The following is a 24,869-nucleotide window of genomic DNA, read 5'->3' on the forward strand; positions in this document are numbered from 1 at the left end:
CGGGGCGCTCAGGGGGCGCGACGCCAGGAGCCCGAAGCGGGCAGCTCCCCGCCGAACAGCTGCCGCACGGTGACGAGCTGGAACCCCCGGTCGAGGAGGCCGTCCAGGACGGCGCCCGCGGTGCGCGCCGTGACCGCGTGGACGTCGTGCAGCAGGACGATCGACCCCGCGCGGGGCTGCTCGACGGCGCGCGCGATCAGCACGTCGTCAGAGGGGCCCTGCCAGTCCAGCGTGTCGACGTCCCACAGGATGGCGGGCATGCCTGCCGCGGCGAGCACCCGCGGGTTGAACTCGCCGTAGGGCGGGCGGAACACGGTGATGTCCTGGCCGGACACCGCCTCGAGGGCGCGTGTGGAGTCGACGACCTGGGCGGTGACCTGCGCATCCGTCAGCTGGGGCAGATGCGGGTGGTTCCACGTGTGACCCTCGACCTCGTGCCCCTCCCTCGTCATGCGGGCGAGCGTGTCGGCGTAGCCCTGCGCGTTCTGACCCATCGCGAAGAACGTCGCCGCGGCGTCGTGAGCCGCCAGTTCGTCGAGGATGCCGGGCGTGTATGACGACGGACCATCGTCATACGTGAGTGCGACGCAGGGCACGAGGTCGCAGTCGACGGTGCGGGTTCCCGCGGGCGCCGCGACGGGTCCGGCGTAGGGCTGGGCGGAGGAGGCCAGCACGCGCGCGCCGAGCGGCGAGACCAGGTCGGCCGCGACCTCGGCCGGAATGGCGAACTCGACGGGCTCGGTCGTCGGCGGGGCGCCGAGCCTGGCCAGGTCGGGTGCGGTGAAGCCCGGTGCGAGGGTGATCACGAGGCCTTCGTCGGACGGCACGGTCGTGGACAGCGCGACCTGGATCGCCGCGATCTGGGCCTCGTCGCCGACGACGACGGGCCGGTGGCTGAGCGCACCCGCGTCGCGTCGGAGGGCGTCGACGATGTGCGCCCCGAGCGCAGCGGCCGCCCCCTCGGCCCACAGGCCGTCGGCCGCGGCCGTCTCGCCGGTCGCGACATCGGTGTACAGCGTGGTCGTCGTGTCGGAGTGGACGCCGGCCGCATCTCCGCTGAGCACCCGGACGCGCTCCCCCACGATCGTCCCGCCGGCGGCGACGATGCCGCACACGACGGCGGTCCCCGCGCCGCCCGCGGGCCCGAACGCGGAATCGGCGAGTAGGTCCGCGGCGGGGCGCCGCGTGCTCTCGGCGGCGCAGCGCCGATCCCCGAGGCCGGACCCGACGGATGAAGGCGTCGGGACGAACGCGGTCCCCGACGCCACCACGCGGTCCGCGATCGCGCCGCGGACGAACTGCTGCACCTGGGCGTTGAACCCGTCGGTGGTGGCGCCGGCCGGGAGGAGGGCGACGCGGGCCTGGAGGCCGACAGCGTCGTTGCGCACGCGCAGGGGGATGATGCCCGCGCCCAGCGGGCCGTTCGCGGCGGCGGAGATCTCGGGGACCGGATCCGTCGCGTGGACGACCTCGGGTGCCCACGCCGAAGGCTCCCAGCCCCCGCGCGACGCCGGCGCGCACGCCGACAGCGCGAGGACCGCCGCGGCGAGGGCGGCCACCGTCCACCGCGCCCTCATCGCCGGATGCCTTCCAGCAGATCGCCGATGGCGGACCGGTACGCCGCCGGCTCATCGCCCTCGGCCGGCGCGACCTGCACCGTGACGCGCACGCTGGGGGCAGCATCCGGTTCGCCCACCCCCGCGACGACGCCGCCGTCGTCGAGGTCGACGTGCACCGCGGTGAGACCGGAGGCGAGCAGCTCCGAACGAGGGGTGCCCGCAGTGGCGTCGGCGACGACGTCGCCGGGCTTCTCGTCGACCGACTCGAGGCTCGCGCGCAGCGCGCCGTCGGGCGTGCGCACCGTGATCGCGTCCCCCGAGTCGCGCGTGATCACCCAATCGGCGGGGACGACGACCGAGGCGGCGCCGAGGTCGGTCGGGTCGCTTCCGTCGGAGACCTCGCTGGAGAGGTTCGCGATCGTCGGCGGGACGGCCACCAGGGCGGCGACGGCGACGGCCGCCAGCACGAGCGCCGCGGCCACGCAGGCGAGCGCGATCTCCCACCGCCGCGCGGCGGATCCGACCCGTGCATCCCCGGTCACGGTCACCCCCTGACGGAGCCGAGTCTAGGAGGGCTGCGCGCGCGGATCGCTCAGGAACGCCTCAATATCCCGAGATCAGTGCTCGTGCGGCTCCAGCACGAAGATCGCGATCTGCCGGTCTGTGCGCTTCTGGTAGTTGTCGTAGTCGGGCCAGACCGCCGCGGCACGCGCCCACCATTCGACACGCTCGTCGCCGGCCAGCTCCCGGGCGGTGTAGTCCTGCTTCGCGTCGGCGTCCTGCAGCTCGACATGGGACTGCCGGCGCATGTTCTCGGCCCACTTGGGCTCGTCCGGGGCGCCGCCCTTGGACGCGACGACGGCGTAGCGGCCGTCGTGCTCGACGCGCATGAGCGCGGTCTTGCGCAGGGCACCGGACTTTGCGCCGACCGTGGTCAGCACGATGATCGGCACGCCCCGCAGGGTGTTCGCCTTCTCGCCGTTCGACGCTTCGAACGCCTCGGCCTGCGTGCGGGCCCACTCGGACGTGGACGGCTTGTACTCTCCGGTCAGCGGCATCCCCCCAGCGTACGACGGCCCCGACCGGGGTCGGGCGACGCCGCACGTGACGCGCGCACGGCGGCCGACGAGCTAGCGTCGGTGCATGCCCAACATCAGAGTCGAACTCCTCCCCGGACGCACCGTCGACCAGCGCCGCCGCTTCGCCGAGGAGGTCACGCAGGCCGCCGTCGATGCGCTCGGCGCCCGCCGTCAGGACGTCCGCATCATGTTCGAAGAGGTCGCCGCCGATTTCGTCGCGAACGGCGGCGTGCTCGCCAGCGAGGACTCCGACCGCGCGGGCCAGGTCGCCCGCTTCGGCGGTTCCGTCGCCGACTGAAACGACGAGGGACGGATGCTGCAGCCCGGGGCTGCGGCATCCGTCCCTCGTTGAAGGCTTTACAGGCTCTCGATGATCTCGCGCATCAGGGCTGCGGTCTCGGACGGCGTCTTGCCGACCTTGACGCCGGCGGCCTCGAGGGCCTCCTTCTTCGCCTGCGCGGTGCCCGCCGAGCCCGACACGATGGCGCCGGCGTGGCCCATGGTCTTGCCCTCGGGGGCGGTGAAGCCCGCGACGTAGCCGACGACCGGCTTGGTCACGTTGGCCTTGATGAAGTCGGCCGCGCGCTCCTCGGCGTCGCCGCCGATCTCGCCGATCATGACGATCGCCTTGGTCTCGGGGTCGGCCTCGAACGCGGCGAGCGCGTCGATGTGCGTCGTGCCGATGATCGGGTCGCCGCCGATGCCGATGGCCGTCGAGAAGCCGATCTCGCGCAGCTCGTACATCATCTGGTAGGTCAGGGTGCCCGACTTCGACACGAGGCCGATCGGGCCCTTGCCGGTGATGTTGGCGGGCGTGATGCCGACCAGCGACTCGCCGGGCGTGATGATGCCGGGGCAGTTCGGGCCGATGATGCGGGTCTTGTTCCCCTTCGACTGCGCGTACGCCCACGCCTCGGCGGTGTCGCCGACGGGCACGCCCTCGGTGATCACGACGAGGAGGGGGATCTCGGCGTCGATGGCCTCGACCATGGCGCTCTTGGTGAACGCGGGCGGCACGAAGGCGATCGAGACGTCGGCGCCGGTGGCCGCGATGGCCTCTTCGACGGACGCGAAGACGGGGAGCTCGACGGGGTTGCCGTCGGCGTCGGTGTGCAGCACGGTGGTGCCGGCCTTGCGGGCGTTCACGCCGCCGACGACCTGGGTGCCGGCCTTGAGCATGAGCGCGGTGTGCTTGGTGCCCTCGCCGCCGGTGATGCCCTGGACGATGACCTTGGAGTCCTTGTTGAGGAAGATCGACATGTCTGGTTCTTTCCTAGTTCCGGATGTCTGCGGTTCAGGCGTTGGCGAGCTCGGCGGCCTTGTCGGCGCCCTCGTCCATCGTCTCGGCCAGGGTCACGAGCGGGTGGTTGGCGTCGCGCAGGATCGCGCGGCCCTCCTCGACCTTGTTCCCGTCCAGGCGCACGACCAGCGGCTTCGAGGCGGACGAGCCGAGCTCGGCGAGCGCGCCGACGATGCCCTTGGCGACCGCGTCGCACGCGGTGATGCCGCCGAACACGTTGACGAACACCGACTTCACCTGCGGGTCGCCCAGGATGACGTCCAGGCCCGCGGCCATGACCTCGGCCGAGGCGCCGCCGCCGATGTCGAGGAAGTTGGCGGGCTTCACGCCGCCGTGGTTCTCACCGGCGTAGGCGACGACGTCGAGCGTCGACATCACGAGGCCCGCGCCGTTGCCGATCACGCCGACCTCGCCGTCGAGCTTGACGTAGTTGAGGTCGTTGGCCTTGGCCTTCGCCTCGAGCGGGTCGGCGGCGTCCTTGTCTTCGAGCAGCGCGTGTCCGGCGTGACGGAAGTCGGCGTTCTCGTCGAGCGAGACCTTGCCGTCGAGGGCGATGACGTCGCCCTCTTCGGTGAGGACGAGCGGGTTGACCTCGACGAGCGTCGCGTCCTCACCCTTGTAGACGTTGTAGAGCTTGACGAAGACGTCGCTCACCTTGTCGACCAGGTCGGCCGAGAAGCCGGCGGCCTCGGCGATCTCGACGGCCTTCGCCTTGTCGATGCCCGATCCCGGGTTGACGTCGATGCGCGCGAGCGCCTCGGGGCGCTCGACCGCGAGCTCCTCGATCTCCATGCCGCCCTCGACGCTCGCGAGCGACAGGTACGAGCGGTTGGCGCGGTCCAGCAGCACCGAGAAGTAGTACTCCTTGTCGATGCGGGCACCCTGCGCGACCATGACGCGCTTGACGACGTGACCCTTGATGTCGAGGCCGAGGATGGCCTTCGCGGCCTCGTAGGCCTCGTCGGGCGTCTTCGCGACCTTCACGCCGCCGGCCTTGCCGCGACCGCCGGTCTTGACCTGGGCCTTGACGACGACGACACCGCCGATCTTCTCGGCTGCGGCACGCACCTCCTCCGGCGTGTCCGCGACGATGCCGGCGAGCACCGGCACCTCGTACTTCTCGAAAAGGTCTCGTGCCTGGTACTCGTACAGATCCACAGTGATTTCCTTCGCAGGTGGCGAATGGGGGTGGGGACGACGCTCAAAAGCGTCTCGACGTCGAGATATCGACCAGTCCCCCAGCCTACTACCGGTCGATGTCCGGTTCTGACCGCAGCGACGCGCCGGGCTCGTCCGCCTCTTCGACTTCTTCGCCGGGCACTCGGGGCAGGCGCGCGAGGTCACGAAGCGCGGGTCCCTCGATGCGGCGTCCGTCCGCGGTGAACCGTGACGAGTGCAGCGGGCAGTCCCACGTGAGCTCGGCATCGTTCCACCGCAGCACGCCGCCCAGGTGCGTGCACACCGCGCTCACCGCGCACGTGTGACCCTCGACCGTGGAGATCCCCACCGGCTGCCCGGCCCGGCTCGCCACGACCCCCTCACCCTCCACCGGACGGCGCACCGGCGTCGGTGCGGCCTGCGCGCCGATCCACCCCGCTGCGGCCTCCCACCCGATGCGCAGGTTCTGCACGCCGCCGCGGGCCAGGTCGGCGGGCATGGTGAAGCGCGTCGAGATGACATTCATCCAGTCCGGGCGTTCTCGGCGCGGCACCCGCGTGATCTCCGCCGTCAGCCGCAACGCGGCGGCCGGCGCGTTCGAGAGACCCCACTTCGCATAGCCGGTCGCGAAGCGGATGCGGCCGAGCCCCCGCGGCATCGCTCCGACGAAGGGCATGAGGTCGTGCGACTCGTAGTCCTGCGCCGACCAGGACGCCACCGGCTCCGCGCCGGGGAAGTGATGCTGCGTCCACGCCACGAGCCCATTCACCTCGGCCAGCGGAGAGGGCGATCGCCCGACCGCGAAGCCGTTGCCGCCGACGACGAGCTGCGCCGCATGCGCCGGGCCGTCGTTCGCGGTGATCGACCGCACCGACTTCGTCTCCCCGTCGACGGCCAGGTAGAGCCCCTCGAGGAGGGGCCCTTCGGTCGCGAAGGCGACGCCCGACGAGCGCAGTCCCCGCACTTTGGCGAAGTACAGCCCCCGGTCGGTGATGGGTGTCGCGGTCGCCAGCACGACATAGTCCGCGGCGACGTACCCCGCCTCGGTCTCGACGCCCGCGCGCGGCACGGTGTGCACCCGGGTCACACGCACGCCGGTGTGCAGCGTCCCGCCCTCGCGCAGCAGCGCGTGTGTGAGTGCCACGAGCAGGCGCTGCGGATCGATCGCGACCTGCCGATCGAGCGCCACGGCGTCGACCATGTCGAACGGCGTCTGGGCGAGCAGGTCGGGCTCGACGCGCCGCACCGGCAATCCCGCCTCGGTCGCGGCGTGCAGCTCGGCCTCGATGGCCGCGACGCCTGCGGGCGTCTGCGCGTACGAGTAGGCCGTGCGGTGCGAATACGACACACCGAGCTCATCGGCGATGCCCGTGAGCCAGCGCGCGCCGTCGATGTTCGACTCGACGTAGGCGCGCACGAGGCGCGCCGGGTGGTGGCGGCGCAGCGCCGACAGCACCGATCCCTGCAGCAGCGTCAGCTTGCCGGTGTTCGCGCCCGAGGCGAGGCCGCCCACCTCGTCCGCCTCGACGACGGCGACGTCCAGTCCCTGACGCGTCAGCAGCAGCGCGGTCGACAGGCCGGTGAGGCCGGCGCCCACGACCACGACATCGCGCCTGCGGCCGGGCTCGAACGGCGTGCCCGCGACGCTCTCGGCATCCTGCTTCCAGATCGGCGTCATCGGCGTCATGGAGCCCAGTGAAGCCCTCGAGCGCGCCTGTGTCGACCCCGTTGACAGCCGCAGAGGGGGAACCGGGGCGTGGCGCGCGACGGCATGCCGCGCTCGCGCGGGCGTGCGGACTAGGCTCTCCCCCGAGATGTCCGACACCGCTGCCGCTTCCGCCGCCCAGGCCGCCTCCCGCGCGGCCGTGGTCGCCGCCGCGCTCGAGCTCTTCGCCGAGCAGGGGTTCGACCAGACCTCGGTCGAGCAGATCGCGCAGGCCGCCGGGGTGTCGCGCTCCACCTTCTTCCGGCAGTTCGGCGGCAAGGACGACGTCGTCTTCACCGACCACGAGCTGCTCCTCGAGCGCCTGCGCGAGTTCCTGGCGCAGCCGCATCGCGATCCGTGGGCGGCCGTGTGCGAGGCATCCGTCTTCGTGTACGCGCACTTCGCGGCCGACCCCGAGCTCGCGCGGCGACGCTATGCGGTCGTGCGCGGCGTGCCGGCGCTGCGCGATCGCGAGATCGTGACGGTGTTCCGGTACGAGCGGCTCTTCGACGAGTACCTGCGCGCGTCGCTGCCGGGCCTCGACCCGCTGGACGCCGTCGGATTCTCGGCGCTCATCACGGCGATCCACAACCACGTGCTGCGCCGGCTCATCCGCGGTCCGAAGAAGGTGCCGGTCTCGGTGCTGCGCACGGCGCTCGACGACGCCCGCCGTCGTTTCGGCGTGCTTCCGGACGGCGAGGCGGATCCGGCCGCCGACCAGGTGGTCGTCGCGGTGTTCCCGCGGTCCATGCCGACCGCCGAAGTGGCCCGCCGACTGCGCGAGCGGCTGGACGACTGACCGCCGCGGCGCGTCGCTGAAATTCGTCGTCGCACGGTCTCGGTGCGGCGGTATGTTCATGCCATGAGCACCGTGGACACCTCGCCGGACACGGCAGGAAAAGCCCCCTGGTACACACAGGATCCCGATGCCGTGGTCGCCGCCCTGCGCAGCGACCGCGACCGCGGCCTGACCGCCGCCGACGCCGCCCAGCGGCTCGCCGAGCACGGACCCAACTCGATCGCGGCCGAGAAGCCGCCGTCGACGTGGCAGGTCGCGCTGCAGCAGCTCGCGGATCCGATGAACGTCATGCTGGTCGCCGTCGCGATCATCAGCCTCTTCATCAACCAGGTCAGCGTCGGCATCCTCGTGGGCGCGCTCGTCGTGCTGAACATCGTGCTCGGCACGCGTCAGGAGGTGAAGGCGAAGGCATCCGTCGACGCCCTCGCCAAGATGCAGATCCCGCAGGCGAAGGTCGTCCGCGACGGATCGCTGGTGCAGGTCGACGCCACGACCCTGGTGCCCGGCGACATCGTCGCCCTCGAAGCCGGTGACATCGTGCCCGCCGACGGACGCATCGTGCGCTCGGCGACGCTCGAGACGCAGGAGGCGGCGCTCACCGGCGAGAGCGCGCCGATCCCGAAGGATGCCGGCACCCTCGCCGACGCCGAGACCACGCTGGGCGACCGCACGAACATGGTGTTCCAGAACACCCAGGTGACGCGCGGCACGGCGTCGGTGGTCATCACCGACACCGGCATGCAGACCCAGATGGGTCAGATCGCATCGATGCTCTCGGCCGTCAAGCCCGCCAAGTCGCCGCTGCAGCGCGAGCTCGACTCACTCACGGGCGTGCTCGGCTGGATCGCGTGGGGCGCTGTCGCGATCATCATCATCACCGGCCTGCTGCGCGGCCAGGAGATCGCCTCGGTGATCCTCCTCGGCATCTCGATGGCGATCTCGGCGATCCCGACCGGCATGCCCTCGTTCGTGCAGGCCATGCTCTCGTACGGCTCGCGCCAGCTCGCCGAGCACAAGGCCGTCGTCAAGAACCTGACGGACGTCGAGACGCTCGGCGCGACGAGCGCCATCAACTCCGACAAGACCGGCACGCTCACGATGAACGAGATGACGGTCGAGTCGCTGTACTACCGCGGCGAGTGGTTCACCGTCGCGGGCTCCGGCTACGAGAAGTCGGGCGAGGTGCGCCACGTCGCGGGCCTGCCGGTCCCCCAGTTCAACCAGCTCGCGCTCGGACTCACGCTCTGCAGCGACGCGACCGTGTCCGACGACGGTGCCGTGATCGGCGACCCCACGGAGGCCGCGCTCGTCGTGCTCGCCGCGAAGCTCGGCGCCGATGCGGAGCTCACGCGGGCGAAGTTCCCGCGCGTCGCCGAGGTGCCGTTCGACTCCGCCTACAAGTTCATGGGCACGTTCCACGAGATCCCGGTGGAAGGCGTCGAGACGCTCGTCGGCTACGTCAAGGGCGGACCCGACGTCGTGCTCGACCGCTGCAGCTCTGTCGCGACGATGGAGGGCGTCGTACCCATCGCCGACCGCCGTGACGCGATCCTCGAGGCGAACCGCTCGCTCTCCGAGCAGGGCCTGCGCGTCCTCGCGTTCGCCTTCCGCCGCTTCGCGCCGGACGCGCCGGTGGTCGACGATCCCATGGCCGCTGTCTCCGACCTCACCTTCGTCGGTCTCGTCGGCATCATCGACCCGCTGCGGCCGTCCTCGAAGGAGGCCGTGCGCATCGCGCGCGAGGCGGGTATCGAGGTCCGCATGATCACCGGCGACCACGCGATCACGGCCGCCGCGATCGGCGCGAAGCTCGGGCTCGGCGACGGCGCGGCGAGCGGTGCCGAGATCCAGGCGATGAGCGACGACGAGCTGAAGAAGGCGCTCCCGCACCTGCACATGTTCGGCCGCGTCACCCCCGAGGACAAGCTGCGTCTCGCGCGCCTCATGCAGGAGGAGGGCGCGGTCGTCGCGATGACCGGCGACGCCGTGAACGACGCCGCCGCCCTCAAGCAGGCCGACATCGGCGTCGCGATGGGCTCCGGCAGCGACGTCACGAAGCAGGCGGGGAAGATGATCCTCGTCGACGACAACTTCGGCACCCTCGTGACGGCGGTGCGCCTGGGTCGCTCGATCTACGAGAAGATCGTCAGCTACGTCCGGTTCCAGATGTCGCAGCTGTTCTCGCTCGTGCTGCTGTTCCTCGTCGCGAGCATCTTCGACATCAACAACGGCGTGCCGCTCACGCCGATCATGGTGCTGTTCCTGAACTTCTTCATCGCCATCTTCCCGGTCATCGTGATCCTCCTCGATCCGGTGCCCGACGGCATCATGCTGAAGCCGCCGCGCGACCCGAAGAAGACGATCGCCAACCCGGCGGCGGTGACGCTCTGGTTCGTCTACGGCGGCCTGATCTTCGTCACGACGCTCGTCCCGCTGCTCCTGTACCCCGACCTGCTCAGCTCGACCGTGCCCAACGTGCCGGTCACGATGGCGTTCGTGGTCTGCGCGCTCGGCTCGATCTTCGGCGGACTCGTCATGCGCCGCGACCCCGAGTCGGGCCTTGCCGCACCGATCATCGACGCGGTGAAGTGGCTGTCGATCCCGCTGGCCCTCACGGTCGTCGCGGTCGAGGTGCCGTTCATGCAGCGCCTCGTCGGGACGGTGAGCCTCTCGGGCAACGAATGGCTCACCGCCCTCGGCCTCGCCCTGCTCGTCCCGGTGCTGATCGAGCTCGAGAAGTGGATCCGCCGCGCGCGGCTCCGTCGCCGCGCCGCGCAGGCCTGACACCGACGCAGAGGACGCGCGCCACCCGAATGGGGGCGCGCGTTCTCCGTTCGGGGTACGGTCGCACGACGAGGAGGTCGCATGAGGATCACCGGAGCAGTGCTCGAGGTCTCGGGCGCCGAGCCGCCGTTCGCCGGGACGCGCCCGTTCACGGTGGGCGAGCTCGAGCTGGACCCACCCGGACCCGGCGAACTGCTCGTGCGGATCGAAGCCGCGGGGGTGTGCCACTCCGACCTCAGTGTCGTCGACGGCAACCGCGTGCGACCGGTGCCGATGCTGCTGGGCCACGAGGCCGCCGGCACCGTCGAGCAGCTCGGCGACGATGTCGACGATCTCGCCGTCGGCGATCGCGTGGTCATGACGTTCCTTCCCCGCTGCGGCGAGTGCGACGGATGCCTCACCGACGGGCGCCTGCCGTGCATGCCGGGTTCGGCGGCCAATGCCGCGGGCACGCTGCTCGGTGGCGGCATCCGTCTCCACCGCGGTCGCGAGGGCGAGCTGCAGGACGTGCACCACCACCTCGGTGTCTCGGCCTTCGCCACCTACGCCGTGGTGAGTCGCGCATCGGTCGTGCGCGTCGACCCCGACGTGCCGGCCGAGATCGCCGCACTGCTCGGGTGCGCGGTGCTCACCGGCGGCGGCGCGGTGGTCAACGCCGGTCGCCCGGCACCCGGCGACCGGGTCGTCGTGGTCGGGCTCGGCGGCGTCGGCATGGCGTCGCTCCTCGTCGCCGTCGCACTCGGGCACGAGGTCATCGGGGTCGACACGGTGCCTTCCAAGCTCGCCGCGGCCCTGGAGTGCGGGGCGAGCGGGGCGCTGACTCCCGCGGAAGCCGTGGACCGCGGCATCCGTGCCCCCGTCGTCGTGGAGGCGGCCGGCGCCGCGCGCGCGTTCGAGACCGCCCTCGCCCTGACCGCGCCGGGCGGCACCACGGTCACGGTCGGGCTGCCGGCGCCCGACGCGCGCGCGAGCGTGTCCCCGCTGCTGCTCACCGCCGAGGCCCGGACCGTCATCGGCAGCTATCTCGGCTCCGCCGTGCCGAGCCGCGACATCCCCCGCTACGTCGAGCTGTGGCGGGCCGGACGCCTCCCGCTCGAGCGGCTCGTCTCGTCCCGCATCGGCCTCGACGACCTCGACGCTGCCATGGACCGGCTCGCCGCAGGCGGCGAGCTGCGCCAGCTGATCACGTTCTGACCGAACGGCGCAGGGGCCAGGGGCGCGTCGGAGGTGCGCCGTAGGCTCGGGGCGTGGCCACCCTCGACGATCTGCGCGGCACCGCGGCCGGGCTCCCCGGGAGCGAGGAGCGCGCGACGACGGGCGGCGCCGCCTGGTTCGTGCGCAACAAGCTGTACGCCTGGGAGTGCCATCCGTGGCCGAGCATCCCCGACGACGTGCGGGCCATCATCGCGTCCGAGCTCGTCGTCGGGGTCAAGGTCGCCGACCCGATCGACGCCCTGGCCCTGGTCGAGATGGAACCCGACGTGTTCCTCCGCACGACGACGCCCTGGGGCGAACCGAAGATCGCGTTCCGCATGGCCGGCATCGACGGTGACCACCTCGCCGAGCTGGTCACCGAGGCGTGGCGCGTGCAGGCGCCGAAGTATCTGCGACGCGAGTTCGACGAGCAGGCGGGTTAGGGCAGCGGGTCGTCGCCGCGCCCCCACGCGATGGCGATCAGCCGCCGCAGGACGCCGAGATCGATGTCGTCGAGTTTCTTGACGTACACGCAGCCCGCACCCTCGGTGTACTTTCCGAGCTCCGGCAGCAGCTCGGCTCCGTCGGGCAGGTCCTTCAGCCCGTAGAGCGAGAGCTGCGCCTTGCGCGGCGAGAACGCGGTCTTCGGCCACTGCCCCTGCCGCTTGGGGTCGGACGGAGACACGTACCGATAGCTGCCGTAGCCGACCATCGACGGACCCCACATCACGGGCTCCACCCCGGTCACCTCGCGGAAGATCTCCGCCAGGGCCATTCCGTCGTCGCGCCGTCGCTGCGGCGTCGCCGCTTCGAGGAACGCCGACACATCCGCGTCCGTCGCCTGGGTCTTGATCTCGCTCACGCCGCCATTATGGCGGCCGACCCGGGCACGGGACCAGAGGCTGTCAGCGGCCGGCCGGCGATCCGCTCAGCTGGTCCAGAAGCTCGAATCGCGCATCCGAGCCGGAGTACTCGGTGATGCGCCCGCTGACCACCCGGTACATCGAGAACTCGGCCACGTTGACGTGCCGGCGGGTCGGCGCGACGCCGCGGAACGCCCCCACCTGGGTGCCGCTGCCGCGCACGTGGGCGGCGAGGCGGTCGTCTTCGGCGACGAGCTGGATGCGCCGCCACCGCCAGTCCGGGAACGCGTCGAACAGGTCCGCCAGGTCGTCGATCCAGGCGTCCGCGCCCGCAGGCAGGTGGGCTCGGCGCACCGAGGGATCGAGGAACGAACGGATCGCATCGAGGTCGTGGCGGTTGCACGCATCGAGGAAGTCGGCGTACCACTCGCGCATCTCCCACGGCTCCACCTCCTCATTATCCGGGCGGCCGGACCGACCCTCGTCCCTCCGCGCCCGTGGCGAGGTGCCCACCCACGGCCGAGATGGCCGGGGCGAAGAAGTAGCCGCCACCGGTCGGCGTCACCCACTCGCGGTCGAGGACGAACCTCTTCGCCTCGCCCGACGGCGTGCGCATCTCGAACGAGCGGTCGCGATCGCCGTGGACGTCCGCCTGGCCGATGATCGGGTCGTGGCCGCCGGCGTTGGGCTGGAGTGCGGAGTTCGCCCACCGCCGTGTGACGAACTCGAACTGGTCCTCGATCGACGCCATGTGCGCGACGAACATGAGTCCGCGCTCGGCGGCGACCAGCTCCGGTGGCGGATCGGCGACGCCCGCGAGCACGGGTCCGTACGGGATGCCGCGCCGCAGCATCAGCCGCAGCATCGTGTCGGCGGGGGCGCCGAAGTCTGTGCCGCTGTCGCGCGGGTTCACCTTGCGGATGTGTCCCGCCATCGGGCACACGTCGCCGAAGACGTCGGCCCGTGCCTTCGCGTGCCCGTCGCCGCCGTAGCCCCCGTCCAGGAGGCCGGCCTCCGGCGTCCACATCTTCGTGTCGTCGTCGAACTGGAAGTGGTTGTTCGCGAACTCGTCGCCGGCGAGGCCGAGGTCGTCTCTCTCCGGGGTTCGGGAGACGGGGGCGCCGCTGGGCCAGCGGCCGACCATCAGCGCGGCGAAGTGCACCGGGTCCGTGCCGAACTCGGCGCTCGCGGCGGCCGCGAAGTCCCAGAAGGCGGGCACGTCCTGCGCAAGTCGCCGGCAGACCAGGTATGAGCCGAGGCGCGTCCAGCCGGGGAACACTCCGTCGTCGACCGCCGGCACGAGCGGGTCGGCGGGGTTCTGCCGAGGCATCCCGAGCACGAACTGGCCCGGCCAGACGAGCGGCTGACCCGCCTTCCCGAACAGGCGCGCGTGCGGGTCGCGCGGGTCGAGGTAGCGCGGGGCGAGCAGTTCGCCGTCGGCCGACGCGCCCCGCACACCGGGCTGCGAGACGCCGTCCTTGAAGCCGAAGTGCTCGTGCCCGCCGAGGTTGCCCGGCAGGTTCTCGCCCGCCTGAGCGAAGAGCACCGACACCCCGTTCCGCGCACCCTCTTCGAGGATCACGGATGCCTCGGCGTCGGCATCCGCGGCGGAATCGGCGGCGACCGTGACGAGGAAGTCGGCCTCCGATTCCTCGCCTCCGACGCGCCAGCCGGCCCGGTGTCCGGGCTTCGCGGGGTCCGCCGGATCACCGAGATAGGTCGAGCGCGCGGCGAGCCCCTGCCGGAACGCCTCATCGCTCATCGCGTCCCGCGCCTCGTCGCCCAGGAGCTTCGCGACCGCCGCGCCCGAGAGCGCGAATGCGACCCAGGTGGCGGGTGTCGCGGGCACGGTGGCGCCCGTCCGCAATCGCTCCCGCCGGAACTCGCGACGGAAGTCGAGCACCTCCTGCATGCTGCTGAGGCGCGGCGCGAGCCATGCGAGCCAGGCGCGGGAGCCTTCGACGTGTTCGATCCGCAGGAACAGGAACCGCTGATGGTCCTTGTTGAACCCGGGGATGACGTTGCCCTGGATGTCGGCGGTCGTCGCCGGATCGAACCGCGGCTCTCCCTCCGGGAACGCGTCCGCCGCGAGCGCGCGTGCGACGGGCCCGGGCTCCGGCGCGGGCAGCTCGATGCCCGAAAGCCGCGGGACGCCGCCCGCCATGAGCCCCGCGAGCGCGTGCGCTCCCTCGCCGCTCATGATGCTGCGCCGCTCACGACGTGCGCCGACATGGTGATGTGCTCGGCGATCTGGCCGCCGAACTCGATCGGCCGCCCGCCGATGCGGATGTCGCCCACCAGGAACCCCTCCCCGTCGGGCACTTCGTAGGTCACCCGGAGCGCCGCGCCCGGCGCGCCGCGCTCGATCGTCCAGTAGTCGCCGACCGGCGTGCCGTCGGGCTTCGTCCAGCCCGAGTCGTCCCAGCCGATCATGTAGAGCCCGGGCGGATCAGCCGTGGCGACCGACAGCCCCTGCCGCGACATCGCCCAGACGTCGAAGTTGATGCGGGCGTCGGCGCCGGTCGCCCGCGAGTACGGCAGGGCGTCGTAGCCGTCGACGGCGTGCTGCGACGGCTCGCTCTCCTGCGAGACGCCGAGCAGATCGCCCATCGAGTTGATGGGCATGACATAGTGCACGATGCCGTCGGTCGTGTTCCACCGGTTCCGGGGGTTGTACTCGCCGCCGTCGGGGAAGAGGTCCTGCGCCGCGACAGCCGGCGAGACGAGTCGCCGGTAGAGCGCGAGCACGGTGTCGGGGTGCACCTCGGCGAGCAGCATCCAATACTCCGGCGTCTCGGTGGTGAAGGTGACGCGCGCGATCCTGCCGTCGACCTTCTCGACGTGCCACTCGAGGTACTCGATCTGCACCTCGCGCGATTCCGCCGCCGCGTACGCGGCACGACGATCGTCGCGATGCTCCATGAGCAGCGGCCTCGAGAGCCCCGTCCAGGTGATCGCGCGCTCGCGATCGCGTTTCCCGGGACGCAGCACCGGGTTCACGTACGCGCCGCGCCCGCTCACCTCGGTCGACGCGGCGATCAGCCCGCTCACGAGGTCGTGCCACCGATCGGGGAAGTCCGACCCCGGCCCCGCATCGTCGAGGTGTGCGGGCGCCGAGAACCGGACCAGTTCCATGCTCGAGAAGCTAGCAGCGCGGGCGGGCGGTGCGCACGCAGACATTCCGGGCGCGGCACATGACACTGAGTACTATTGATCGTGGGATTCAGTTCCACGAGAATCGGATACCGCATCACCGCACACCCACACGCCAGGAGTCCGATCGTGACCGACTTCCAGCCCCGCCCCGGCCAGCGCGTCGAGGGCTACGACGTCACCCGCCGGCGCGGCACCGACTACTACGCCGTGTTCGCCGATATCCCCGCCGCCGATCGCGAGGTGTGGGAGCGCGCGCAGGCCTACGTCGACGAGGTGGGCACGCGCATGCAGGACGCCTGGGACACCGGGGAGTACCCGCTCGACATCGCGATGCGCGGCGGCGAGCTCGACCTGTTCAACGACGGCATCGTGCATCCGGCGCTCACCCGCTTCTCGCCCCTGGCGGCGGGCCTGGTGAACATGGAGATCTCCCGCGGCGACGGGTCGCTCGGCACGGTGCTCGCCGTCCAGGGCGGTCTCGCCCTCCGCACGCTCGCGCTGTTCGGCAGCGACGAGCAGCAGGCGCGCTGGCTGGTGCCGGTCGCCAGAGGCGAGGTCGCGGCATCCTTCGCCCTCACCGAACCCGACCACGGGTCGGACTCGGTGTCTCTCGAGACCGTGGCCCGCCGGGACGCCGCAACGCAGGAGTGGGTGATCGACGGCGCGAAGAAGTGGATCGGCAACGGCGCCTCGGGCGGCATCACGTTCGTGTGGGCGCGCGTCGAGGCGGACGGCGACGAGTTCCACGGTGCGGTGCGCTGCTTCCTCGTCGAGCAGGACACCCCGGGGTACACGGGCACCGTGATCGCCGGCAAGGCGTCGCTGCGCGGCATCCATCAGGCGCATATCGTGCTCGACGGCGTGCGCGTGGCGTCCGATGCGGTGCTTCCGGGCACGAAGAGCTTCAAGGATGCCTCGACCGTGCTGTACTCGACCCGCTCGGGTGTCGCGTGGTCGGCCCTGGGCCACGCGACCGCCTGCTACGAGGCGGCGCTCGCGTACTCGCAGCAGCGCATCCAGTTCGGCAAGCCCCTCGCGAAGTTCCAGATGGTGCAGGAGCGCCTCGCGAACATGCTCGAGGAGCTCACGGCGATGCAGCTGTACTGCCGCTGGATGGCCGATCTCGAGGAGCGCGGCGAGCTGCGTCCGACGCAGGCCTCGCTCGCGAAGTACCACAACACCCGCGCCGCGCGCCGGATCGCGTCGACCGCCCGCGACATGCTCGGCGGCAACGGCATCCTGCTCGAGAACGGCGTCATGCAGCACCTCGCCGACATCGAGGCGATCCACACGTACGAGGGCACCGAGAGCATCCAGGCGCTGCTCATCGGCCGCGACATCACGGGCATGAGCGCCTTCGCCTGAGGCGTTCGACGCCCGCTTAAGACACCGGGGGGCCGGACTAAGGTACCTGCGGCCGTCAAGACAAGGCGATCGCCCGATGAGGGACACCCGCCTTAGCGAGGAAAGTCGTACCTGTCAGCACAACCGGAACCGATCCGAGTTCCGCCGCAGACAGGAGAGACCCATGAACGACACGACTTTCACCGGCTACATCCTCGACCAGCACCGCGCCGAAGACCTCGTCCGCCAGAACGAGATGATGCGCGCCCACCGCGAGCGCGGGCAGTCGCCGGCTCGGCCTGCCGGGCAGTCGCTGGCGGCCTGGTTCCGCGGGGTTCTGCACCACGGTGCGGGTGCCACGGCCATCGCGGGTCACTGACCCGAACCCGATCTGAGGACGTGGATGCCGCGAATAGGGCATCCGCCCGATGAGCGGCCGACCCCTTAGCGAGGACAGTCGTATTTGTGAGAAGCCCGCAGCAGCGGTCGCTCGACAGGAGACGCACATGAACGACACCACGTACCTCGCCTCGGTGCTCGACGCGCATCGCGCGGAGGACCTGCGTCGGGAGGTGGCGCTGCTCGCGCAGCACGCGGAGCACGACGCCGAGGCCCCCTCGGCGCCGGCCGCACGCCGCGCGTCGGCGGCGGCATCCACTCATCACCACTCCTGGTGGCCGCACCGCTCCGGCCGGCGCTCGACGTCCGTCGCCACACGATGAGGGTCCGCCGACGCGGCGAAGGTGCCACGATATGACCATGCCCGCTCTCCCCTCGAGCCCGCGCATGGTCGGCCGGCACACCGAGCTCGCCGCCCTGCTCGAGGCGTACGACGCCGGCGTGGGCGGAGTCCCGCGCACCGTCGTCGTGCGCGGTGAGGCGGGGGTCGGCAAGACGCGACTGGTGCAGGAGTTCCTCGCGCTCGTGACCGCCGATCCACTCGGCGCGCGCCCCGACGACGCACCCGTCATCGCGTTCGGACAGTGCGTCGACCTCGGGCCCATCGGCGCCGCGTTCGGCCCGGTGCGTCGTGTGCTGCGCGACCTGCACGCCGCGGTCGGCACCGACGCGCTGCGCGACGCCGCGGGCTCGGCCGCCGCGATCGCGAGCCTCGCCGCGCTGGTGCCCGGCATCGCCGACGAGTCTCCCGAGGGCGATGAGCCGGCCGGCGAGTTCGCCGAGGCCATCGAGGTGCTGCTCGAGCGCCTGTCTCAGCGCCGCCACGTGGTCGTCGTGCTCGAAGACCTGCAGTGGGCGGATGCTGCCACCATGGCCCTGCTCAAGACGCTGGCCAGTACGCTTCGGGGCCGCCGGCTGACCATCGTCGCGACGTACCGATCCGACGACATCGACCGGTTCCACCCGCTGCGGCCCGTGCTGGCCGAGCTCGACCGCACCCGTTCCGTCGTGCGCGTCGAGGTGGTGCCGCTCACGCCCGACGAGGTCGCCGAGCAGGTCGCCCAGCTGGCGAGCGGCCTCGACCCGCGCGTCATCGAGGCGCTCGCGGAGCGCAGCGGCGGCATCCCGTTTCTCGTCGAGGAGCTCGTCGATCTCGGCGACCGCGCCCTGCCCGACACGCTGCGCGAGCTGGTGCTCGCGCGCTACGCCCGGCTCGGCGACGAGGCGCAGCAGGCCGTGCGCACGATGGCCGCGGGCGGCGTGCACGTCGACGACGACGTGCTCGCGGCGGTGACCGCGCTCGACGAGAACGCGCTCGATCATGCCGTGCGCGAGGCCATCGACACCCGGGTGATCGTCGCCGACGGTCCCGGCTACTCCTTCCGACACGCACTCACGCGCGAAGCGGTCGAAGCGGAGATGCTCCCGAGCGAGCGCGTGCGCGTGCATCGCCGGTACGCCGAGCATCTGCGCGACCACCGCGGCGACTCCCCCGACGACGCGTCGGCCGTCGCCGAGCATTGGCTCGCGGCGCGCGACCTACCCGCAGCCTTCGATGCCACCGTCGCCGCGCTGGAGCGGTCCAGATCGCGATTCTCGCCGGCGACGTCGGCGAAGCTCGCCGAGCGCCTCACGGAGCTCTGGGACCAGGTTCCGGATGCCGAGACCCGCGCCGGCACGACCCTCCCCGAGCTGCACCTCGCTGCCGCGCAAGCCTGGCACGACCTGGGTGACGCCGAGCGTTCGCTGCGATCGGCGAACGAGGGTCTCGCGGTGTGTCCTGACGACCCGCTCACGCGAGCGGCGCTGCTGCGGCAGCGATTCGTGCAGACGTACAACGCCGAGCACCGAGGGCGTGCCGAGGATCTCGAGAAGGCCGTCTCGTTGCTGGAGGGCCTCGATGACCCCCGCGCGCGCATCCTGCTGTCGCGCGTGCTCACCAACATCGCGCTCGAGGAGCATGGAAAGGATGCCGCCGCCCATGCGGCGCGCGCGATCGCACTGGCCGAGGAAGCCGGGGACGACGCCGCGCTCTCCGTCGCGCTGACCGTCGAGGCGTGGCGCATCGCCGGCGACGAGGACGACGAGCCGCGGGCATTGGCGCCGCTGCAGCGCGCGGTGACGCTGTCGATCGACCCGCCGATGCGGGCGTACGCGGGTGCGGCCCTCACCGACATGCTGGCGCGCGTCGGGCGATTCGACGAGGCCGTCGTCGTCGGCACCCAGCATTACGAGGACGTCACCCGAGCGGGCATCGAACGGGGGTCGGGCTCGGGGCTCGCGTACTCACTCGCCGTCGCGCTGTTCGCGACCGGACGCCCCGAGGGCGCACGGCGCTACGCGCTGCGGGCTCGACGGCTGATGAAGAACCCGCTCCATGGCGCGTCCATCGTCCGGCTGCTGGCCTCGCACCTGACGTGGGATGATCGCGACGCCGAGCGGGCAGAACTGCTGCTGGCCGAACGCGCCACGATCGAGGACTCGCGGCGACGGTTCCCCGACAAGCGCGGGTGGTGGGCGGTCGAGCGCGCGGAGGCGCTGCTCACCCTGCGCGGGGCGAGCGCAGACGCACCGGCGGATGTGCTCGCCGGGGTCCTCGCCGACGTCTTCGACATCGCCGACGCCGAGACGGGCGCGGCGGCGGTGCGCCGCTACGCGGTGGTGACAGCGGCGCTTCTCACCCTCGTCCCGGGCCGCCCGGCCGACCGGGAGCTCCGCGACCGGCTGGCCGCGAAGGTCGAGACGTGGCCCGACCACGTGGCGGCCGAGGCGCACGCCGACCTCGTCCGGGCACTTCTCGCCGATGCCGACGGCACCCCCGAGCACAGGGTCGCCGTGTGGCGCTCGCTCATCGGCGCGCCGGCCGACGACCTCCTGGCCGTGTGGCACCGGCAGCTCGCACGCTGCCGCCTGGCCCTCGCCCTTCTCGACGCCGGGGACCGCGACGCGGCCGCGGAACTCCTCACCGAGATCGTCGCGACGGCGACCTCCGAAGGGGTGGCTCGCGTGGGCCGGTGGGCGGCGGAGCTGGCCGCGCACGCCCGCCTCACGCCCACCGCTGCCGACGAGGTGAGCGAGGGCGGCGTCATCGCGACCCTGACGCCGCGCGAGCTGCAGGTGCTCGAGCTCATCGCGGAAGGCCTCACCAACCCGCAGATCGGGCAGCGCCTGTTCATCAGCCCGAAGACCGCGTCGGTGCACGTGTCGGCGATCCTCGCGAAGATCGGCGCCGCCAACCGCGCCGAGGCGGCCGCGCTCTACGCCGCGTCCGGGTCGGCTTCGGCCCCGAGGTCCGCGTCGGCCCCGACGTCGGGCTGACCCGGGCTCTGCCCCGGGTCCGCAGCATCCGTCCCCGCCTGCACTCATGACCCTCGAGTCGCCACAACGCGCCGGGTGGGCCCGTGCCGTTCCGGCGTGTTGTGGCGACTCGGCAAGATGCCGGCGCGGGGTGTCGGGTGTCGGCGGGGAACGGCAGGATGAGACGCATGCCGTACGAGATCCCAGCGCCGATGCTCGCGAAGTCCGTTCCCGACGTTCCCGATCCGGCGAAGGCGGCGGGCGGGCTGAGCTACGAGCCGAAGTGGGACGGGTTCCGCGCCCTCATCTCCTGGGACGGCGAGAACGTCGAGATCGGGTCGCGCGGCGCGAAGCCGCTGACGCGGTACTTCCCCGAGCTCGTCGAGGCGTTCGCACGGCTCCTGCCCGAGCCGTGTCTTCTCGACGGCGAGATCGTCGTGCCGATCGACCGCGACGGGCGACGCCGGCTCGACTGGGAGTCGCTGTCGCAGCGCATCCACCCCGCGGCATCCCGGGTCAACATGCTCGCCGAGACGACGCCGGCGATGTTCATCGCGTTCGACCTGCTGGCCGTCGGCAACCGCGACCTCCAGAACGAGCCGTTCCAGACGCGGCGGCAGACGCTCGTCGACCTGTTGCGCGATGTGCCCGACCCCGTGCACGTCACGCGCACGACCGACGACCCCGACCTCGCCCGCCGCTGGCTCGCCGAGTTCGAAGGCGCCGGGCTCGACGGCGTGGTCGCGAAGCCGCTCGATCAGCCCTATGCCCCGGGCAAGCGCACGATGTTCAAGATCAAGCACGCGCGCACGGCCGATGTCGTGGCGCTGGGCTATCGCATCCACAAGTCCGGCGAGGGCGTCGGCTCGCTGCTCGTCGGCCTGTACGGCGAGGACGGCACGCTCTATCCCGTCGGCGGCGTGGCCGCGTGGAGCAACGCCCGCCGGCTCGAGCTCATCGACGAGCTCGCCCCCCTGGTCGAGCGCGACGCCGACGGCGAGGCGCTGCGCGGCGAGGGTGAGAAGTCGCGCTTCCAGGCGAGTCGTGCCGACTCGTCGTTCGTGCGGCTGCGCCCCGAGCGCGTCCTCGAGGTGCGCTACGACCAGCTCGAAGGCTGGCGCTTCCGCCACACCGTGCAGTTCGAGCGCTGGCGCCCCGACCGCGACCCGCGCTCGTGCACGTACGAGCAGCTCGAGGTGGTCGCCGCGTACGACTTGGCCGACGTCCTGGTCTGACGCCTCCGGCGGCGAACGGATGCTGCGGGCCGTGCTCTGTTCGCCTGCTCGGCGCGGGTGTACCGTGCGGTCAGGGTCACTGCTGACGGAGGCATCCCATGGCCCGCCTCGACCACCGGCGCTCTCGCGGTCGATACGGCACGCGAGTCGGATCGATGTGCGTCGTGATCGTGGCGCTGCTGGTGGCGGGATGCTCGTCCCCGGCGTCCTCACTCCCCGAACCGACGCCGCCGGCCGACGCGATCCGTGAGGACATCGACTCGGTCTTCGGCACGCTCTACGGCGAGGATGCGGTCCGGGCGGTGCTCGTGCAACAGCACGGCGAACTCGTCTACGAGCAGTACCAGCAGGGCACTGCCGACGACACGTGGGACGTGCGCGGCGTCACGCGCGCGGTGACCTCGACCCTCATCGGCATCGCCATCGATCGCGGACTCATCTCCGGCGTCGATGCCACCCTCGGTCAGCTGCTGCCCGGCTACGCGGCCGTCCTCACACCCGAGACCGCGGCCATCCAGCTCAAGGCCGTGCTCACCCATACTGCGAACTTCGCCCCGACGTCCGAGGAGCGCGACATCCGCGGCACCCCCGCCGACCTGTACGCGCAGCCCGACTGGGTCGCCACGATCCTGGCGGATCGCGCGGCCCGCGGGCCGGGCGACGGCCGGTTCCTGTTCTCGGACATGGGCACGCACATCCTCGCCGCCGTCGTCGCGCAGGCAACCGGGACGTCACCCCTCCGATTCGCACAGGCGGTGCTGTTCGACCCGCTCGACATCGATGTCGCGCCGCTGTGGGAGGAGCGGTTCTCGCCCGGAAGCGACCCTGCGGTCCTGCTTCAGGAGTACCAGCAGGCGGACGTCGCGTGGCCCGCCGACCCGCAGGGGGTGAACCTCGGTTACACGCATCTGCGGCTCCACGCGACCGACCTCGTGCGCATCGGCCAGCTCATGCTCGACGAAGGCGTCTGGGGCGATGAGCAGATCGTGTCGGCGACCTGGGCGGTCCAGGCGACCACTCCCGTCGTCGCCACGATCGGGTACGGGACGATCAGCTACGGCTACCAGTGGTGGGTCGACCCGCAGCGCGGCGTGTTCTACGCCCAGGGCGAGGGCGGGACGGCGGTGGTCGTCGATCCCGTCAGGGACGCCGTGGCCGTGATCGCGTCCGAGGTCGCGATCGACGATCCGCGGGGCAATCACGGCTATGCGAGCTCGACGGCCGTGGGGCTCGCTGCCCTGCTCCTCGCCGACCTGCCCAAAGACTCCGGGTGAGGTCGGCCGACCGCTCTGCCTCGTGACCGGGTGTGGCCCCTCAGCCCTCGTCCTTCGGCCAGTTCGCCTCGTTCTTGCGGCTCGGCTGCACGCGCGGCGGCTCGCCGGGCATCTTCGGGAAGTCCGGAGGGAACGGCAGTTCGCCGAGTCCGTCGTCGAGGTCGCGCTGCCACCACTCCAGCAGCGTGTCGATGCGCCCCGGCTTCGCGAGCAGGTCCGCCCACGGGTCGCCGACGTCGGCCAGGCGCTGCGGAACCGTCCGCACCGTGAACGCGGACGGGTCGACCCCGGCCTCCAGCTCGTCCCACGTGAGCGGCGTCGACACGGTCGCGCTCGGCAGCGCCCGCGGGCTGTAGGCGCCGGCCATCGTGCGGTCGCGGTTCGCCTGGTTGAAGTCGATGAAGATGCGCTCGCCGCGCTCCTCCTTCCACCAGTTCATCGTCACCTTGTCGGGCAGGCGCCGCTCGAGCTCGCGGCCGGCGGCGATGACCGCGTGCCGCACGTCGAGGAACTCCCACTCCGGCTCGATCGGGCAGAACACGTGGATGCCGCGATTGCCGCTGGTCTTGAGGAACGCCGTCAGACCCGCCTCGGCGAGCACGTCGCGCATCGCGGGGGCGACGGCGGCAGCATCCCTGAAATCCGTTCCGGGCTGCGGATCGAGGTCGATGCGCAGCTCGACCGGGTTGTCGGTGTTCGCCGTCAGCGACGCCCACGGGTGGAAGACGATCGTGTTCATCTGCACGGCCCAGACGGCCGCGGCGATCTCGGTGAGGATGATCTGCGGATGCCGCCGCCCGCTGTTGTACGTCACGGTCTGGGCTTCGACGAAGGCCGGCGCCCCTTTCGGGGGGTTCTTCGAGTAGAACCGCTCACCGTCGACGCCCTCGGGGAACCGTTCGAGCGAGACCGGGCGGTCGCCGTTGGCGGCGAGGAAGGGCTCCCGCACCGCGACGAGGTACTCCGCGAGCTCGCGCTTCGTGATGCCGACCTCCGGCCAGATCACCCGGTCGGGATTCGAGATCCCCACCTCGCGATCGCCGTCGGGGCCGGGCACGGTGAGGGTGATCCGCGGGGACGCCATGGATCAGACGCTAGCGGGCGTCCGCGACATCCGTCACCCCGCTCACCGCTCGACCGGGAACACCATGTGCGTCACGCGCGTGCTCGGCACGATGACCGTGGGGTCTCCGAGCTTCACGGCGGCGGCATCGACCTCTGCGAAGTACGCGTGACCGGTGCCGAGCACGACCGGCACGAGGTCGATCGCGACCTCGTCGACGAGCCCGGCCGCGAGTGCCTGGCCCGCGACCGTGCCCGCGGCCACCGCGACCGTCTTGTCGCCCGCCAGCTCCCGGGCCTTCGCGACGGCGGCCTCGATCCCGTCGGTGACGAAGTGCGCGTTCCCCGTGTGGGCATGGGCCCAGCCGGTCGGCGCCTCGTGCGTGAGCACGACGAACGGCACGCCGAGCGGGTGCACGCCGCTCCACCCGTCGGTGATGTCGAACAGCAGGCGGCCGACCACGAGGCATCCGAGCTCCCCGATGAAGCTGCGCCAGTAGTCGGCGCTGGTCTCGGTGAGGTGGAACGCGGCCGGCTCACTCGCGGTGAGCACTTCGACGTCGCCGGCCTCGTACCAGTCGAACAGGCGCCCCGGATCGTTGTTCTCGTGCGCGACGAAGCCGTCCAGCGACATCGACGCCGACGTCACCACCTTGCCCAC

The 24,869-nt window shown here is 71.7% G+C and carries 23 protein-coding genes; 11 read left to right on the plus strand and 12 right to left on the minus strand.

Annotation, left to right across the window (positions count from 1 at the left end):
- Positions 1-8: 8 nt before the first annotated feature.
- From ACFVSU_RS13885 to ACFVSU_RS13895, 3 genes are all read right to left on the minus strand, one after another.
- A complete protein-coding gene (locus tag ACFVSU_RS13885; RefSeq protein ID WP_387143832.1) occupies positions 9-1,577 on the minus strand; it encodes a polysaccharide deacetylase family protein in 1,569 nt (522 codons plus the stop codon).
- The gene (locus ACFVSU_RS13890) at positions 1,574-2,101 is read right to left on the minus strand and encodes a hypothetical protein (RefSeq protein WP_387143835.1); all 528 of its coding nucleotides are present in this window, start codon (positions 2,099-2,101) and stop codon (positions 1,574-1,576) included. Before ACFVSU_RS13890 ends, ACFVSU_RS13885 begins: the two co-directional genes overlap by 4 nt.
- Before the next feature lie 75 nt (positions 2,102-2,176).
- On the minus strand, positions 2,177-2,617 hold the full coding sequence (locus ACFVSU_RS13895) for a nitroreductase family deazaflavin-dependent oxidoreductase (protein ID WP_387143838.1): 441 nt from the start codon (positions 2,615-2,617) through the stop codon (positions 2,177-2,179).
- A gap of 85 nt (positions 2,618-2,702) precedes the next feature.
- Between ACFVSU_RS13895 and ACFVSU_RS13900 the strand changes: the two genes are divergently transcribed.
- Positions 2,703-2,936: a tautomerase family protein gene (locus ACFVSU_RS13900; RefSeq protein WP_387143841.1), complete on the plus strand. Its 234-nt coding sequence runs from the start codon at positions 2,703-2,705 to the stop codon at positions 2,934-2,936.
- 59 nt (positions 2,937-2,995) lie between these two features.
- On the opposite strand, the gene sucD is transcribed toward ACFVSU_RS13900, so the two are convergent.
- From sucD to ACFVSU_RS13915, 3 genes are all read right to left on the minus strand, one after another.
- Positions 2,996-3,898, minus strand: a complete 903-nt coding sequence (sucD, locus tag ACFVSU_RS13905) for a succinate--CoA ligase subunit alpha (protein WP_387143844.1) — start codon at positions 3,896-3,898, stop codon at positions 2,996-2,998.
- Between the two features lie 34 nt (positions 3,899-3,932).
- The gene (gene sucC / locus ACFVSU_RS13910; protein WP_376009514.1) at positions 3,933-5,096 is read right to left on the minus strand and encodes an ADP-forming succinate--CoA ligase subunit beta; all 1,164 of its coding nucleotides are present in this window, start codon (positions 5,094-5,096) and stop codon (positions 3,933-3,935) included.
- 88 nt (positions 5,097-5,184) lie between these two features.
- Complete coding sequence (locus tag ACFVSU_RS13915) at positions 5,185-6,783, minus strand: FAD-dependent oxidoreductase (protein ID WP_387143847.1); 1,599 nt, start codon at positions 6,781-6,783, stop codon at positions 5,185-5,187.
- Between the two features lie 127 nt (positions 6,784-6,910).
- On the opposite strand from ACFVSU_RS13915, the gene ACFVSU_RS13920 reads away from it, so the two are divergent.
- From ACFVSU_RS13920 to ACFVSU_RS13935, 4 genes are all read left to right on the plus strand, one after another.
- Entirely contained in the window at positions 6,911-7,600 is a 690-nt protein-coding gene (locus ACFVSU_RS13920) for a TetR family transcriptional regulator (RefSeq protein WP_311292706.1), read from the plus strand.
- Positions 7,601-7,663: 63 nt separating this feature from the next.
- Positions 7,664-10,384, plus strand: a complete 2,721-nt coding sequence (locus tag ACFVSU_RS13925) for a cation-translocating P-type ATPase (RefSeq protein WP_387143851.1) — start codon at positions 7,664-7,666, stop codon at positions 10,382-10,384.
- Between the two features lie 81 nt (positions 10,385-10,465).
- Positions 10,466-11,578 carry an alcohol dehydrogenase catalytic domain-containing protein gene (locus tag ACFVSU_RS13930; RefSeq protein WP_387143854.1) on the plus strand — a complete coding sequence of 371 codons (1,113 nt, stop codon included), beginning with the start codon at positions 10,466-10,468 and terminating at the stop codon, positions 11,576-11,578.
- Positions 11,579-11,631: 53 nt separating this feature from the next.
- The gene (locus ACFVSU_RS13935) at positions 11,632-12,021 is read left to right on the plus strand and encodes an MmcQ/YjbR family DNA-binding protein (protein ID WP_387143857.1); all 390 of its coding nucleotides are present in this window, start codon (positions 11,632-11,634) and stop codon (positions 12,019-12,021) included.
- On the opposite strand, the gene ACFVSU_RS13940 is transcribed toward ACFVSU_RS13935, so the two are convergent.
- The 4 genes from ACFVSU_RS13940 to ACFVSU_RS13955 are packed head-to-tail and all read right to left on the minus strand — an operon-like array spanning position 12,018 to position 15,576.
- Positions 12,018-12,440 (minus strand): DUF1801 domain-containing protein, encoded by a 423-nt coding sequence (locus ACFVSU_RS13940; RefSeq protein WP_387143860.1) that lies wholly within the window; start codon positions 12,438-12,440, stop codon positions 12,018-12,020. The genes ACFVSU_RS13935 and ACFVSU_RS13940 overlap by 4 nt on opposite strands.
- Positions 12,441-12,483: 43 nt before the next feature.
- Entirely contained in the window at positions 12,484-12,891 is a 408-nt protein-coding gene (locus ACFVSU_RS13945) for an ester cyclase (protein WP_387143863.1), read from the minus strand.
- Positions 12,892-12,898: 7 nt separating this feature from the next.
- Positions 12,899-14,641, minus strand: a complete 1,743-nt coding sequence (locus ACFVSU_RS13950) for a Dyp-type peroxidase (protein WP_387143866.1) — start codon at positions 14,639-14,641, stop codon at positions 12,899-12,901.
- On the minus strand, positions 14,638-15,576 hold the full coding sequence (locus ACFVSU_RS13955) for a hypothetical protein (RefSeq protein ID WP_387143869.1): 939 nt from the start codon (positions 15,574-15,576) through the stop codon (positions 14,638-14,640). The genes ACFVSU_RS13950 and ACFVSU_RS13955 overlap by 4 nt, the downstream gene beginning before the upstream one ends.
- Before the next feature lie 147 nt (positions 15,577-15,723).
- Between ACFVSU_RS13955 and ACFVSU_RS13960 the strand changes: the two genes are divergently transcribed.
- The 6 genes from ACFVSU_RS13960 to ACFVSU_RS13985 all read left to right on the plus strand — a co-directional run bounded on the left by ACFVSU_RS13960 (position 15,724) and on the right by ACFVSU_RS13985 (position 23,146).
- Positions 15,724-16,962 (plus strand): acyl-CoA dehydrogenase family protein, encoded by a 1,239-nt coding sequence (locus ACFVSU_RS13960; RefSeq protein ID WP_387143872.1) that lies wholly within the window; start codon positions 15,724-15,726, stop codon positions 16,960-16,962.
- Positions 16,963-17,125: 163 nt separating this feature from the next.
- On the plus strand, positions 17,126-17,320 hold the full coding sequence (locus ACFVSU_RS13965; protein ID WP_387143875.1) for a hypothetical protein: 195 nt from the start codon (positions 17,126-17,128) through the stop codon (positions 17,318-17,320).
- Between the two features lie 127 nt (positions 17,321-17,447).
- Complete coding sequence (locus ACFVSU_RS13970) at positions 17,448-17,663, plus strand: hypothetical protein (RefSeq protein ID WP_387143879.1); 216 nt, start codon at positions 17,448-17,450, stop codon at positions 17,661-17,663.
- A gap of 37 nt (positions 17,664-17,700) precedes the next feature.
- Complete coding sequence (locus ACFVSU_RS13975; protein WP_387143882.1) at positions 17,701-20,658, plus strand: AAA family ATPase; 2,958 nt, start codon at positions 17,701-17,703, stop codon at positions 20,656-20,658.
- 167 nt (positions 20,659-20,825) lie between these two features.
- Positions 20,826-21,872 carry an ATP-dependent DNA ligase gene (locus tag ACFVSU_RS13980; RefSeq protein WP_387143885.1) on the plus strand — a complete coding sequence of 349 codons (1,047 nt, stop codon included), beginning with the start codon at positions 20,826-20,828 and terminating at the stop codon, positions 21,870-21,872.
- Between the two features lie 98 nt (positions 21,873-21,970).
- Positions 21,971-23,146, plus strand: a complete 1,176-nt coding sequence (locus tag ACFVSU_RS13985) for a serine hydrolase domain-containing protein (RefSeq protein WP_387143888.1) — start codon at positions 21,971-21,973, stop codon at positions 23,144-23,146.
- Positions 23,147-23,186: 40 nt separating this feature from the next.
- On the opposite strand, the gene ligD is transcribed toward ACFVSU_RS13985, so the two are convergent.
- Together ligD and ACFVSU_RS13995 are read right to left on the minus strand one after the other, a co-directional pair.
- Complete coding sequence (gene ligD, locus ACFVSU_RS13990) at positions 23,187-24,230, minus strand: non-homologous end-joining DNA ligase (protein WP_387143891.1); 1,044 nt, start codon at positions 24,228-24,230, stop codon at positions 23,187-23,189.
- 42 nt (positions 24,231-24,272) lie between these two features.
- Positions 24,273-24,869 carry a dihydrofolate reductase family protein gene (locus tag ACFVSU_RS13995; RefSeq protein WP_387143894.1) on the minus strand — a complete coding sequence of 199 codons (597 nt, stop codon included), beginning with the start codon at positions 24,867-24,869 and terminating at the stop codon, positions 24,273-24,275.

The organism is Microbacterium sp. NPDC058062 (assembly GCF_042885375.1).
Lineage (GTDB): Bacteria > Actinomycetota > Actinomycetes > Actinomycetales > Microbacteriaceae > Microbacterium > Microbacterium trichothecenolyticum_C.

Coding starts and splice junctions, on each gene's coding strand:
- ACFVSU_RS13895 (WP_387143838.1), bottom strand. CDS start 2,617: ATGCCGCTGACCGGAGAGTACAAGCCGTCCACGTCCGAGTGGGCCCGC.
- ACFVSU_RS13980 (WP_387143885.1), top strand. CDS start 20,826: ATGCCGTACGAGATCCCAGCGCCGATGCTCGCGAAGTCCGTTCCCGAC.
- sucD (WP_387143844.1), bottom strand. CDS start 3,898: ATGTCGATCTTCCTCAACAAGGACTCCAAGGTCATCGTCCAGGGCATC.
- ACFVSU_RS13930 (WP_387143854.1), top strand. CDS start 10,466: ATGAGGATCACCGGAGCAGTGCTCGAGGTCTCGGGCGCCGAGCCGCCG.
- ACFVSU_RS13970 (WP_387143879.1), top strand. CDS start 17,448: ATGAACGACACCACGTACCTCGCCTCGGTGCTCGACGCGCATCGCGCG.
- ligD (WP_387143891.1), bottom strand. CDS start 24,230: ATGGCGTCCCCGCGGATCACCCTCACCGTGCCCGGCCCCGACGGCGAT.
- ACFVSU_RS13920 (WP_311292706.1), top strand. CDS start 6,911: ATGTCCGACACCGCTGCCGCTTCCGCCGCCCAGGCCGCCTCCCGCGCG.
- ACFVSU_RS13975 (WP_387143882.1), top strand. CDS start 17,701: ATGCCCGCTCTCCCCTCGAGCCCGCGCATGGTCGGCCGGCACACCGAG.
- ACFVSU_RS13965 (WP_387143875.1), top strand. CDS start 17,126: ATGAACGACACGACTTTCACCGGCTACATCCTCGACCAGCACCGCGCC.
- ACFVSU_RS13925 (WP_387143851.1), top strand. CDS start 7,664: ATGAGCACCGTGGACACCTCGCCGGACACGGCAGGAAAAGCCCCCTGG.
- ACFVSU_RS13985 (WP_387143888.1), top strand. CDS start 21,971: ATGGCCCGCCTCGACCACCGGCGCTCTCGCGGTCGATACGGCACGCGA.
- ACFVSU_RS13955 (WP_387143869.1), bottom strand. CDS start 15,576: ATGGAACTGGTCCGGTTCTCGGCGCCCGCACACCTCGACGATGCGGGG.
- ACFVSU_RS13915 (WP_387143847.1), bottom strand. CDS start 6,783: ATGACGCCGATGACGCCGATCTGGAAGCAGGATGCCGAGAGCGTCGCG.
- ACFVSU_RS13950 (WP_387143866.1), bottom strand. CDS start 14,641: ATGAGCGGCGAGGGAGCGCACGCGCTCGCGGGGCTCATGGCGGGCGGC.
- ACFVSU_RS13900 (WP_387143841.1), top strand. CDS start 2,703: ATGCCCAACATCAGAGTCGAACTCCTCCCCGGACGCACCGTCGACCAG.
- ACFVSU_RS13885 (WP_387143832.1), bottom strand. CDS start 1,577: ATGAGGGCGCGGTGGACGGTGGCCGCCCTCGCCGCGGCGGTCCTCGCG.